The 12,754-nt window shown below is 36.2% G+C and carries 13 protein-coding genes, 2 riboswitches and 1 other annotated feature (1 of these 16 cut by a window edge); of the genes, 11 read left to right on the forward strand and 2 right to left on the reverse strand.

The features are described from left to right. Positions 1 to 111 precede the first annotated feature (111 nt). Together pssA and ACUXEY_RS24105 are read right to left on the reverse strand one after the other, a co-directional pair. Positions 112 to 813, reverse strand: a complete 702-nt coding sequence (gene pssA / locus ACUXEY_RS24100; protein ID WP_000285421.1) for a CDP-diacylglycerol--serine O-phosphatidyltransferase — start codon at positions 811 to 813, stop codon at positions 112 to 114. Between the two features lie 181 nt (positions 814 to 994). After that, positions 995 to 2,881, reverse strand: coding sequence for an LTA synthase family protein (locus ACUXEY_RS24105; RefSeq protein ID WP_461301792.1), 1,887 nt, complete (start codon positions 2,879 to 2,881; stop codon positions 995 to 997). A 248-nt stretch (positions 2,882 to 3,129) separates the two neighbouring features. Between ACUXEY_RS24105 and ACUXEY_RS24110 the strand changes: the two genes are divergently transcribed. The 11 genes from ACUXEY_RS24110 to ACUXEY_RS24160 all read left to right on the forward strand — a co-directional run bounded on the left by ACUXEY_RS24110 (position 3,130) and on the right by ACUXEY_RS24160 (position 12,515). Next, positions 3,130 to 3,525, forward strand: a complete 396-nt coding sequence (locus tag ACUXEY_RS24110; protein ID WP_166705391.1) for a DUF3888 domain-containing protein — start codon at positions 3,130 to 3,132, stop codon at positions 3,523 to 3,525. An 89-nt stretch (positions 3,526 to 3,614) separates the two neighbouring features. Then, positions 3,615 to 3,796, forward strand: a riboswitch (Lysine riboswitch). 180 nt (positions 3,797 to 3,976) lie between these two features. Next, positions 3,977 to 5,293 carry a diaminopimelate decarboxylase gene (lysA, locus tag ACUXEY_RS24115; RefSeq protein WP_166705392.1) on the forward strand — a complete coding sequence of 439 codons (1,317 nt, stop codon included), beginning with the start codon at positions 3,977 to 3,979 and terminating at the stop codon, positions 5,291 to 5,293. Positions 5,294 to 5,410: 117 nt separating this feature from the next. Next, positions 5,411 to 5,519: riboswitch (SAM riboswitch) on the forward strand. Positions 5,520 to 5,591: 72 nt separating this feature from the next. Further along, positions 5,592 to 5,735 carry a YezD family protein gene (locus ACUXEY_RS24120; protein WP_000116165.1) on the forward strand — a complete coding sequence of 48 codons (144 nt, stop codon included), beginning with the start codon at positions 5,592 to 5,594 and terminating at the stop codon, positions 5,733 to 5,735. A gap of 86 nt (positions 5,736 to 5,821) precedes the next feature. Next, the gene (locus ACUXEY_RS24125) at positions 5,822 to 6,526 is read left to right on the forward strand and encodes a phosphoadenylyl-sulfate reductase (RefSeq protein WP_078384272.1); all 705 of its coding nucleotides are present in this window, start codon (positions 5,822 to 5,824) and stop codon (positions 6,524 to 6,526) included. A 38-nt stretch (positions 6,527 to 6,564) separates the two neighbouring features. Beyond that, positions 6,565 to 7,701, forward strand: a complete 1,137-nt coding sequence (gene sat, locus ACUXEY_RS24130) for a sulfate adenylyltransferase (RefSeq protein WP_000107517.1) — start codon at positions 6,565 to 6,567, stop codon at positions 7,699 to 7,701. A 12-nt stretch (positions 7,702 to 7,713) separates the two neighbouring features. Then, entirely contained in the window at positions 7,714 to 8,313 is a 600-nt protein-coding gene (gene cysC / locus ACUXEY_RS24135) for an adenylyl-sulfate kinase (RefSeq protein ID WP_461301793.1), read from the forward strand. 157 nt (positions 8,314 to 8,470) lie between these two features. Continuing rightward, positions 8,471 to 10,093 (forward strand): nitrite/sulfite reductase, encoded by a 1,623-nt coding sequence (locus tag ACUXEY_RS24140; protein WP_461301794.1) that lies wholly within the window; start codon positions 8,471 to 8,473, stop codon positions 10,091 to 10,093. 10 nt (positions 10,094 to 10,103) lie between these two features. Continuing rightward, a complete protein-coding gene (locus tag ACUXEY_RS24145) occupies positions 10,104 to 10,304 on the forward strand; it encodes a DUF3906 family protein (protein ID WP_071757530.1) in 201 nt (66 codons plus the stop codon). A gap of 85 nt (positions 10,305 to 10,389) precedes the next feature. Next, positions 10,390 to 11,166 (forward strand): uroporphyrinogen-III C-methyltransferase, encoded by a 777-nt coding sequence (cobA, locus tag ACUXEY_RS24150; RefSeq protein WP_166705396.1) that lies wholly within the window; start codon positions 10,390 to 10,392, stop codon positions 11,164 to 11,166. Between the two features lies 1 nt (position 11,167). Next, a complete protein-coding gene (locus ACUXEY_RS24155; protein WP_461301795.1) occupies positions 11,168 to 11,923 on the forward strand; it encodes a sirohydrochlorin chelatase in 756 nt (251 codons plus the stop codon). Beyond that, positions 11,898 to 12,515, forward strand: a complete 618-nt coding sequence (locus ACUXEY_RS24160; protein ID WP_429602142.1) for an NAD(P)-binding protein — start codon at positions 11,898 to 11,900, stop codon at positions 12,513 to 12,515. The genes ACUXEY_RS24155 and ACUXEY_RS24160 overlap by 26 nt, the downstream gene beginning before the upstream one ends. A 61-nt stretch (positions 12,516 to 12,576) precedes the next feature. After that, positions 12,577 to 12,754: a binding site (T-box leader), on the forward strand; it runs 71 nt beyond the window's last position.

The following is a 12,754-nucleotide window of genomic DNA, read 5'->3' on the forward strand; positions in this document are numbered from 1 at the left end:
AAAGATGGCTCCGATTGAATATCGGAACCACCTTTTAAGTGCTTGATTTTTCAGGGCTTTTTTATTAAACTGTCCATTTTATAGGGTACAGTTCAGAACCGGAAGGTTTTTTTATTTGTCTTTATTTGCTCTTTTAGATGGTCTTTGTCTAAGAAATTGAGATAGCATATACAAAATGTATAGTGGAATAGCAATGAATAAGAAAACAGAAAAATTACCGAACCCTGTTTGGTACATTGTGATAATGATTCCAACTAAAAATAGTGTAATAATGATGCTATATCGTGGAATTGGTACATCTTTTAAACTTGGGATACGAATGCGGCTCACCATTAAAAATGCGAACGTTACAAATACTGTAATAAGAACGATTTTTGGAATGGTATGTGAAAATAATGTTAAGAAAGCAACAAGCCCTCCCGCTGCTGTAATCGGTACCCCAGTGAAATATTTCATTGAAGTAGAAGATGGTGTTACATTAAATCGTGCTAAACGATATGCTCCGAAAAGAGGGAATAGTCCCGCTATGTATAGTCCGATGATTCCGTAATTGGAGAAAGATGTGTAATACATAAGAACAGCAGGTGCGGCACCAAATGTTACGACATCTGCAAGTGAGTCAAGCTCTTTTCCCATTTGTGAATCAACGCGTAATAAACGAGCAACACGCCCATCAAGACTATCTAACATCATCCCGATAAGTACTAAAATAGCAGCTGATTTATAATATCCTAAAGATGCATAGCCGATTGACAAGAATCCACTATATAAATTTCCGAGCGTAAATAAGTTTGGAATAGCTGCTCTATACAAAATCTGATCCCTTGCTTTCTGTAATAAATTCTTAATTAGTGTATGAAAGTTTACTTATTTTATCATACCATAAATTTCTTCCTCATACGAAAAAAATTCCCAATTTGTGAAAGATTTCATAGAAGAATGATTTGAAAAATAAGTGAAAAAAGAAGCAACTTTTATAAAGTTGCTTCTTGTATTATTCAAATTTCGTTGTCATCGTTCCAGTTTTATACCGATTGTTAGGGTCGAAACGTAATAAATCTCCATAAATGAGTTTGTCGGAGAGTTTCAATTCATTTTTTGCTTTTTCAATATTCGGTTGACATAATGAAATGTCTGCTTCTTCACCCGTATTTCGTTTATAACACATGTTTTTTGTATACACATAATCTTCTGAAACGAAGCTACCATCACGCATTACCATAAGTGGGTCTTCTTCTTTAATAAATAAGTCAGTTCCAAATTCAACCGATTGATTTGTTTTAATACCAAGTAAATGAAGTAGCGTTGGTTTAATATCAATTTGACCAGATACTTTAGAAATGACTTTTCCTTCTTGACCAGGCACGTGAATAATGAGAGGGACGCGTTGTAATTGCATAGAATCAAACGGTGTAATAGCGTCTTTCCCAAGGAACTGAGCCATAGATGCGTTATGGTTTTCAGAAATACCGTAATGATCTCCGTAAATGACAATAACGGAATTATCATATAGTCCTTCTTCTTTTAATTGTTTAATAAATTGTTTAAGAGCTTCATCAGTGTAACGAACAGTTGGGAAGTAACGATTTACAACACCACTTTCTGAATTGAACTCATCAACATATTGGTCTTCTGGATTTAGAAGAAACGGAAAATGGTTAGTTAAAGTAATGAATTTTGTATAGAACGGCTGTGGTAAAGATTTTAGCTTTGGAATAGATTGTTCAAAGAACTCTTTATCTTTTAATCCCCAACCGACAGACATTTGTTCTGTGCCTACGTAATCATTTAAATTAAAGTAACGATCATATCCAAGTGCAGGATACATTACATCACGATTCCAAAATGTTTTATCGTTTGAATGGAAGACAGCAGAAGAATATCCGTATTTCTTTAACTGTTCTGGTGTAGCTGTATATTCATTTGTTGCGTGAGTAAAGAATACAGAACCGCGGTCTAACGGATAAAGTGAATTTTCAACGATAAATTCAGCATCAGAAGTTTTACCTTGTCCTGTTTGATGATAGAAGTTATCGAAATAAAAACTATCTTTAATAAATTCGTTTAAAAATGGAGTGATTTCTTTTCCATTTATTTTTTTATTAATAACAAAACTTTGTGTAGATTCCATGGAAATCAAAATGACATTTTTACCTTTTGCAGCTCCAAATAAGTTTTTATCAACTTGCTTATCTTTTGAGTCTGTATAGTTTTTAATTTCAGAGAACCCGTCACCACTTGCAAATACACGTTCAGCTGAAGATTTAGATTGAAGTGTAATATCGAATAGATGATATGTGTATAAACCTAAATTTTTCACGACAGTTTGACGATCAAATGAACGTGAGAACATTTGTGGTTTATAAATAACTGAAATAACAATTTGTAATGCTAGTAGAGCTGTTACACCGCTAAAGAAAGTTCGCTTCTCAGAGCGAGAAAGTGGCGTCTTGTCGCAAAATGCCGGGAATTTACGCGAAAGAAACATTAAAATAATCGCGTCTGCAAATAACAGTAATGTTTTATACGTAAAGAGTTCTTTTATACTTGTCCCTAAATCAGCCATATTATTTGTTTGAAATAATACTGGGAACGTAACGAAATCGTTATAAAACCCATAAAACATTGCATTTCCAAATAAAATGAATGATAGTATAAAACTAATTCCAACTATAATGCGGTTTCGGTGTTTAGATGCAAACAAAGCAAAACCAAAAAATAAAAGTAACGCAGCTAGTGGATTAATAAAAAGCATAAATTCTTCAAAGAAATTATCAATTTTAATATCGAATGCTAGCTTGTACACAATATATGTTTTTATCCATAATAAAACGACTGCAACGAGTGCAAATCGCAGTTTTGGAAACAGACGTTGTAGCATAATATACTCCTCTCCTAAAAAGCATGACAGTTCTTGTGAGCCGATTTAATTAGCGCCTCATTTTATATATACGAACAGTCCTTTGTTATTATGTTTATTATACTATGAGTATCATTATACGAAAATAAAAGAGAGTTGTGGGCTTTTTTATAATAATTGAGTAGAAAAAGGGCAGTAGGAGACAATAAAACGGAGTTTCTATATATGATTATTGTCGTACGCAGAAAGAATCGTGTAAGGAGGTTATAATGCGAAAGTTATTGTATTTTATAGTATGTAGTAGTGTTATACTTTTTGCTTCACCGAGTGTGTCGGTAGCCCAATATGATGCACCTCTTATGGAAGATGCCCTTTATTCTGTCTTATTTCCGAAAATAAATAAAGCAATTGAAAAACAATATGGGAGTTTAAAACCTTATCAATGTCCTAAAATTATCAGTTTAAAAAAAGTGTATAGCGGTACATATTTATTTCAAGCGAGTATTGAAGTGACGAAGTATGAGCAGGTTGGTGGGAAAATTGTTCCACCATTTGAGAAGGTAACGATTACATTTAATAATGAAGAGGGCGAATGGGAAGTAACAAAGATAATAGTAAAGCGCTTACCAAATGATACGAAATTAAACTGTAAAAAAACAATATAAAAAATTATTTGACAAATAAAATGTTCCTTTGGTATTGTTAATAACAACAATTAGATGTTTGAAAATTAAATAGACTTACCTCATCTACTCTCAAAGGTAGAGGCCGCGATAGGAAAGAGTAAGCTATGGGAGATTTAATGGAATCTGTGATCATAGGTTGAAAGGGACTATTGCCGAAATATAAGAATAACCATCTTATTCATATATTGGGACTGCATTGAATAAATGTAGTACTGTCATAAGATTTATTTTATGGAGAGCTATTTGGAGATGTTGATGCGGTTTCTTATTTTGAGGAGATAACAACTCGTTTATTTTTTCAATATATATTTTTCCTAATAAGAAACGCGTGTGAACATTGTTCCGCGCGTTTTTTGTCTATCTAAAAGCGTGCTGCAATGAATAGAAGATTGGGGTTATGAGTTTTAGAGGAAATAAGGGAGGAATTCAAATGTATTTACACGGCACAAGCCGAATCAATGGGCAAGGACACTTAGAAATTGGAGGGTGCGATACGACGCAGCTAGCAAAACAATATGGAACACCACTTTATGTATACGATGAAGAGTCTATTCGAGGAAAGTGCCGCGCGTTTCATCGTGCTTTTAAAGAAAGTGGTTTCACTTACCAAGTAGCATATGCAAGCAAGGCGTTCTTGTGCATGGAGATGTGCCGAGTGGCTCGTGAAGAGAATATGTCATTAGATGTTGTTTCTGGAGGGGAATTATATACTGCGCTTCAAGCAGGATTTCCGGCATCGCGTATTCATTTTCATGGCAATAATAAAACAGATGAAGAAATTGTGATGGCTCTTCAGGCGAATATTGGTTGTTTTGTCGTAGATAATTTCTTAGAATTAGAGATTTTGCATGATTTAGCAGTGCAACATGGGAAATTTGTGAACATATTAATTCGTGTAACGCCTGGAGTAGAGGCGCACACACATGAATATATTACAACAGGTCAAGATGATTCGAAATTTGGATTTGGCGTGTCAAATGGTCAAGCGATGCAAGCAATTGAACTTGCTTTACAAAAATCAAATTATAACGTGCTAGGGATCCATTCACATATTGGGTCGCAAATATTTGAAACAGCTGGTTTTGTTCGAGCAATTGAAGTTCTTCGCCAATTTTTAGAAGAAGTGAGAGAGCAAACAAACTATGTAGTAAAAGTGTTAAATGTAGGCGGGGGATTTGGAATACGTTACACAGAGTCAGATACACCATTAACTCTTGAGACATATGTGCGAGCTGTAACAAGTGCAGTGAGAGAACAATTTACAGTATGTAATTATCCATTGCCAGAAATATGGGTTGAACCAGGTCGTAGCATTGTAGGAGATGCTGGAACGACACTTTATACAGTCGGATCTGTGAAAGACATTCCTGGTATTCGGAAGTATGTATCAGTGGATGGTGGGATGACTGATAATTTAAGACCTGCTTTATATAACGCTCGTTATGAAGCGATGTTAGCGAATCGAGGGAACGATGAGAACGAGGAAGTTGTTTCGATTGCAGGAAAATGTTGTGAGAGTGGAGATATGTTAATTTGGGATATCACTTTACCGAAAGTTGCTACTGCTGATTTATTAGCAATTTCTTGTACAGGGGCATACGGGTACTCGATGGCGAATAATTATAACAGGATTCGTAGACCAGCTGTCGTCTTCGCGAAAGGCGGCACATCACAAATTGTTGTAGAGCGCGAAACATATGAAAATATCATTGGGAACGATCGCATACGTATTAAAGAACTGGTTTAAATAGGGGAAAAGGAGTTGTTCGGATGGGCAATTCCTTTTTTGTAAAATAAAATAATTAAAATATATCGGAAAACTAGGATTGAAAAAAATCTGAATTGTGATAAAATACAAATACAAAGCTTATCAAGAGAAGCGGAGGGAACTGGCCCGACGAAGCTCGGCAACCTGCTTATAGAAAGCAAGGTGCTAACTCCAGCAAAATGGAATCCATTTTGAAAGATAAGGTAAAATATATTACCGAACAGTCTTTTCGAAATGGGAAAGATTTTTTTTATGAATAAAAAGGGGGGCTGTTCGCGTGAGCGTACGGGAACATTTTGAGGAAGTATCTGAGAGAATTCAAGCGATGCTTGCTGATATGAAATATGGTTCAATTACAATTGTTGTGCAAGATGGGAAAGTCATTCAATTAGAGAAAAGTGAAAAAGTACGTTTAAAGTAAAAAGCGCTGACTAGAAAAACTAGAGGCGGTTTTAACCTATATCATTAGGTTAAAACCGTCTTTTTGCTTTTACAGGGGGAAAGAACATGTTGACGTATGAAACGTGGGAAGAAAATAACATTTCATTTTCAGAAGAAGATGAAACGAAAGGCGCGCTATCTGTATTAAGTTGGGCTTATAAAGAATACAAAAGTGAAATTGTATACGCATGTAGCTTCGGAGTGGAAGGGATGGTACTACTGCATCTTATAAACCAAGTAAATCCATCTGCTAAAGTTGTATTTTTAGATACAAATGTTCATTTTCAAGAAACGTATGAATTAATTCAAAAAGTGCGGAGACGATTTCCTTCATTAAATATTATAGAACAACAGCCGGAACTTACACTTGATGAACAAGCGAAGTTGCATGGTGAGAAATTATGGGAAAGTAATCCGAATCTCTGTTGTAAAATTAGAAAAATTTTACCGTTAGAAAAATCATTAGCAGCAGAAAAAGCGTGGATATCGGGCTTAAGGAGGGAACAATCAGAAACACGTAAGCATACAAAGTTTATAAATCAAGATCATCGCTTTCAATCTATTAAAGTTTGTCCGCTCATTCATTGGACGTGGAAAGAGGTATGGCGATATGTATACAAACATAGTTTGCCGTATAACCCGCTGCATGATGTTGGATATCCAAGTATTGGGTGTGAGAAGTGTACGTTACCTGTAGGTGAGGGTGGCGATTCGAGAGATGGTAGATGGGCCGGGAAAGTGAAAACTGAATGCGGTCTACATTACCAATAAGATGAATTTGAAAATAAAGCTAAGAGAGGATATAGAAAATGAGTACAAGAAACGAATTAGTAAATCTTATAGATGAGACATATGACGTATCACAAATTGAAAAAGAAATTGCGCTAGACAACATTGCGTTAAGTGATTTAGAGCTATTAGCGACAGGGGGATATAGCCCGCTTACTGGTTTTTTAGGAAAGAAAGATTATGACTCGGTTGTAGAAACGCTTCGTTTAGTTAACGGGAGTGTTTGGAGTATACCGATTACGTTACCAGTAACAGAAGAAGTAGCAGAGAGTCTGAAAGCTGGAGAGGAAGTAAAACTTGTTAACGCTGGAAATGTATATGGCGTCATTCAAATAGAAGATATTTTTGTGCCTGACAAGGAAAAAGAAGCGTTACTAGTGTATAAAACGACGGATGAGGCTCATCCTGGAGTGAAAAAATTATACGAACGACCGAATGTTTACGTCGGAGGAGCTATTATTCTTACGAAACGTTTTGAAAATAATCCGTTTCCTTCTTATCATTTAGATCCAATTGAAACGAGAGAAGAATTTAAAAAACGTGGTTGGAAAACAGTAGTCGGATTCCAAACGAGAAATCCGGTACATCGTGCCCATGAATATATTCAAAAATCTGCTCTTGAAATTGTAGACGGCCTCTTTTTGAATCCGCTCGTTGGAGAAACGAAGTCGGATGATATTCCTGCTGATGTAAGGATGGAAAGTTATGAAGTATTACTTCAAAATTATTATCCGAAAGATCGTGTCTTTTTAAGTGTATTTCCTGCAGCAATGCGTTACGCAGGACCGAGGGAAGCGATATTTCATGCGCTAGTTAGAAAGAATTTTGGATGTACACACTTTATAGTAGGGCGCGATCATGCAGGGGTAGGAGACTATTACGGTACTTATGAAGCGCAAGAAATTTTTACAAACTTTACAGTGGAAGAGTTAGGGATTACACCGCTATTTTTTGAACATAGTTTTTACTGCGCGAAATGTGAAGCGATGGCTTCGACGAAAACATGCCCGCACGGAAAAGAAGATCATGTCATTTTATCAGGTACGAAAGTAAGAGAATTATTAAGAAACGGTGAGGTTCCGCCAAGTACATTTAGTCGTAAAGAAGTAGTGGAAGTACTAATTAAGGGTTTGAAAAAAGAAGTAGTAACAGAATAGGGAGAGAATGAGATGGACACAAATATTACTTGGCATACAGCATCTGTTTCAAAAGATGAGAGAAGAATAAAAAATAGGCATCATAGTTTTGTAGTTTGGTTTACTGGATTATCAGCTTCAGGTAAATCTACAGTGGCGAACGCGGTTGCTCGTAAACTATTTGAAAAGAATATTGGAAACTATGTACTAGATGGAGATAATATACGCCACGGTTTAACTAAAGACTTAGGTTTTTCTGAAAGTGATCGTATGGAGAATATAAGAAGGATTGGCGAAGTGGCGAAGCTATTTGTAGATCAAGGTACTGTTGTTCTTACGGCATTTATTTCACCGTTTCGAATAGACAGAAAACAAGTTAGAGATCTATTAGCTGCAGATGAGTTTATAGAAGTGTTTGTAAAGTGTCCAATTGAAGAGTGCGAAAAGCGTGATCCGAAAGGGCTTTATAAAAAAGCAAGAAAAGGTGATATTAAAGAGTTTACAGGTATCGATTCACCGTATGAGGAACCAGAGCAAGCGGAATTAATTGTAGAAACGCACAAGTATTCTATTGAAGAATGTGCAGAACAAATTGTGAAGTACTTACAAGAGCGTAGTTTTATCCCGCATTAACAGGCAGTAAAACTCCCAACTCAAAATTTGTCTAGGGAAAAGAAGTTAGGTGGGAGATAAACTGCCCGTAAATGCCCGATTGGTTAAGGTTAATAATCAGTGGGGGATAAACACCCCCCACTGATTAAAGTTTCACTTTATATAGGGGGATTAAAAAATGAGTTATGAAAAAGTATGGGCTAACAATGAAAAATTAAATCAAACTGAGAAAAATAAATTGAAAAAAGATGGATTGCAAATCTTTAATGATATTCCTTATTATGCGGAGAATGGCTTCGAATCGATTCCGAAAGAAGAGTGGGATGCATTCAAATGGGCAGGGTTGTATTTACAAAGACCGAAAGAAGCTGGATATTTTATGATGCGTGTAAATATTCCTTCAGGGATTATTACGAATGCACAGGCAGAAGTGCTTGCTTCTATCGCTGAGGATTATGGGCGTGACGTAATAGATATTACGACAAGACAGGCGATTCAGTTTCATTGGTTAGAAATTCATCAAATTCCAGATATTTTTAAAAGGTTAGCAAGAGTTGGGTTATCTTCAGCTGGAGCGTGTGGTGATATAACGCGTAATATTACAGGAAATCCGCTTGCTGGCATTGATGCAAATGAACTGTTTGATACAACTGGTATTGTGAAAGAGGTATATGACTATTTCCAACATAATGAAGAGTTTTCTAACTTACCACGTAAATTTAAAATGTCTATTAGTTCTAACATTTATAATTCAGCAAACGCAGAGATTAACTGTGTTGCATTTACACCTGCAACGAAAGAAATAGATGGTGAGAAAAAAGTTGGTTTTCATATAAAAGTAGGCGGTGGATTATCAGCTCGTCCATATTTAGCTGATGAATTAGATGTATTCGTTTTACCGGAAGAAGTAAAGGTGGTATCGATTGCGATTGCTACGATATTCCGTGATTTTGGATATCGCGAAAAACGTCATTTAGCTCGTTTGAAATTTCTTGTTGCAGACTGGGGAGCAGAGAAATTTAAAGAGAAACTAATAGAGTATACGGGACCATTGCAAAGTAAAGGAGAAAGTGCTGTCAAAGGATGGAATGCTGGATACTTTTATGGGGTTCAAGATCAAAAACAAGATGGACTAAAATATGTAGGTTTTAATGTGCCGGTAGGACGTCTACATGCAGAAGAAATGTTTGAGATTGCAAGAATTGCTAAGCAGTATGGAAATGGACAGATTCGTACATGTAATTCGCAAAACTTTATTATTCCGAATGTTCCGCCAGAAAATGTGACGGGTTTACTAAATGAGCCATTGTTTGAAGCAATATCAGCAAGTCCGAAATCATTTATTGGTCATGCGGTTTCTTGTACTGGTATTGAATATTGCAACCTTGCTTTAGTAGAAACGAAAGAAAGATTGCGGAAAATTGCCGAATACTTAGATACACAAATTGCACTTGATGTTCCGGTTCGTATTCATATGGTAGGGTGCCCGAATTCATGTGGTCAACGTCAAATTGCTGACATTGGATTACAAGGTGTGAAAATGAAAACGAAGGAAAAAGGAATTGTTGAAGCATTTGAAATATATGTAGGTGGAACGTTATTAGATGGTGGTGCTTATAATCAAAAGTTAAAAGGGAAAATAGATGGCGAGGATCTACCTGCTGTACTTGCTTCATTTATAAGTTATTTCAAAGAGAATAAATTACCAGCTGAAACGTTTTATGATTTTGTCGGTCGTATCGGTGTAGATACATTACAAATAGCGTTAAATAACGTACTAGAAGAATTAATAGCGTCTTAGGAGGGACAATATGGATTTATATCGATTTGAAGCTGTGTTAATAAATAGTATTGTTCCGATTGTTGTCGTTGCTCAAAGTGAAGAACAGGCATTTAAGCTCGCGGAGATGGAGCTTGAAAAGCATTTTTTACCGTTGCCAGAAGTAAAGGAGATTTCCCTATTTGAAAAAAAGAAGATTCGAAAAGGGGCGGCTTTTGTTATTCATGAGTAAGGAACAAGTAATACGAAATAATGCAAACTTCCATTCGTATATAAGGATGGAAGTTTCACTTTAATAGTAGAAATGAGGAGAGATGATGGGGAAGGTTTATATCGTTGGTGCGGGTCCTGGTGATCCAGATTTAATTACTGTGAAAGGGTTGAAATGTATTAAAGAGGCAGATGTTATTTTGTACGACCGTCTCGTAAATAAAGAGTTACTTTCCTATGCAAAGCCTGAAGCGGATTTAATTTATTGCGGAAAACTACCAAATTATCACACGATGAAGCAAGAGACAATTAACACGTTTCTTATTAAGTATGCGAAAAAAGGAAAAGTTGTAACGAGGCTTAAGGGCGGCGATCCATTTGTATTTGGTAGAGGGGGAGAAGAAGCTGAAGCGTTAGCGAAGCAAGGGGTACCATTTGAAATTGTTCCTGGTATTTCAGCTGGAATAGCTGCTCCTGCTTATGCTGGTATTCCGGTGACACATCGTGATGCAAGTGCAAGTTTTGCTATTGTGACAGGGCATAGGAAAGAAGATGCTGAAGAAGAAGTGAAGTGGGAACATTTAGCGAAAGGTGTAGAGACTTTAGCTGTATATATGGGGGTTAGTAATTTACCCTACATATGTGAACAACTGATGAAGCATGGAAAAGATAAAAGTACACCTGCTGCTATTATTGAGCGAGGAACGACATCTATGCAGCGCACAGTTGTTGGGACGTTAGGGACAATTGTAGATGTTGCCAAAAAAGAACAAATTCAAAATCCGAGCATGATTGTAATTGGAGAAGTGGTCCGTTTTAGAGAAAAAATCCATTGGTTTGAGAAACAGACAGAAAGTACGTATCAAGTAAGTGGAGTGTTATAAAATGAAAGCCATCTTATATATATGTCATGGAAGTCGTTTGAAAGCAGCTAAAGAAGAAGCGGTTGCTTTTATTACGTCATGCATGAACCGTGTAGAGGCAAGTATTCAAGAAGTTTGTTTTTTGGAGTTAGCGAGTCCGACTATTGATGAAGGGTTCCGTACATGTGTGAAGCGTGGTGCTACAGAGATTATTGTTATTCCAGTTTTTTTATTAGCGGCAGGTCATGTGAAAAAAGATATCCCGTTTGAATTGGAGAAGTTAAATAATCAATTTTCGGATGTTAAAGTGACCTATGGTAACCCATTTGGTGTATCAGAAACACTTGTTAAATCGGTATATAGCGGAAGTGGCATTGAACAGGAAGATAAGAATGAAGTGACGCTACTTCTCGTTGCAAGAGGGAGCAGTGATCCTGACGTATTACGAGATATAAACTGGATCGCCTCTTTATTTCAAACAGAAGAGAGAATTAAAAAAGTAGAGGTTTGTTATTTAGCGGCTGCTGAGCCGAAATTTGAGGAGAAGTTAAAGGAAGTTGTAGAACGAAAAGAAAAGAACATCGTTGTGCTACCTTACTTGTTATTTACAGGTTTACTTATGAAACATATTGAAAAAGAAGTGGGCCGATATGAGTTGGGTGATATAAAAATAAGTCCGTATTTAGGAAAGAATGAAGCGTTTCAGTATATGTTAATTCAAAAAACGAAGAAATTATTGAAGGGGGATCAATATGTATCCACTTACAGTGCGAGTTGAGAAGAAACGTGTTGTTGTCATTGGTGGAGGGAAAGTTGCTGGGTTCAAAATTATTCCTTTACTAAAACAAGATGCGGATATAGTTGTGGTAAGTCCTGAATTGGATGCAAATTTAGTGAAACTAGTAGAAGAAAAGAAAATCCGTTGGTATCAAAGGGAGTATGAAAAAAGTGACATTAAAGACGCTTTTTTAGTCGTAGCAGCGAGTAGTGATGCCGTATTAAATGAACAAATAGCTGAAGATAGCGCAGAAAATCAATTAGTAAATGTTATTACGAACCCGGAAAGTGGTAATGTTCATTTTCCAGCGGCGATTCATCGTGGATTACTGAATGTGGCTGTTTCTACTGGAGGAGCGAGCCCGAAACTTGCAAAAAAAATTCGTGATGATATCGCAAATAAATATGACGTGGCGTATGAATCATATCTTGATTTTTTATACGAAGTTAGAATAAAAGTGAAAGAATTACAAATAGAGAAAAAGCAGAGAAATATATTGTTGCAAGAAGTATTAAAGTCGATATATGTTCAAGATGAACAAAAAAGAGAAATGTTTTTACAAGAATTAGAGAGAAGAGTTCATATAGGATAATGAATAAATTGTACTTTACAACTATAAAAATATAATTTATAATCACAAGTAACTTCAATAGATGAAATCGATGAGCAAGAAGAGTATGTATATTTGATACGTTCAGAGAGCTGGGGTAAGGTGTGAGCCCGGTACGATAAAATATACAGAATGGGCTTGCGAGAGGTATGTTGAACATTGTAGTAGGCAACCCGGGTTCCGCCGTTAAAAGGATAGAGTATCGGAGTTTTTCCTGTACT

This window comes from Bacillus sp. F9_6S_D1_P_5 (assembly GCF_054823925.1).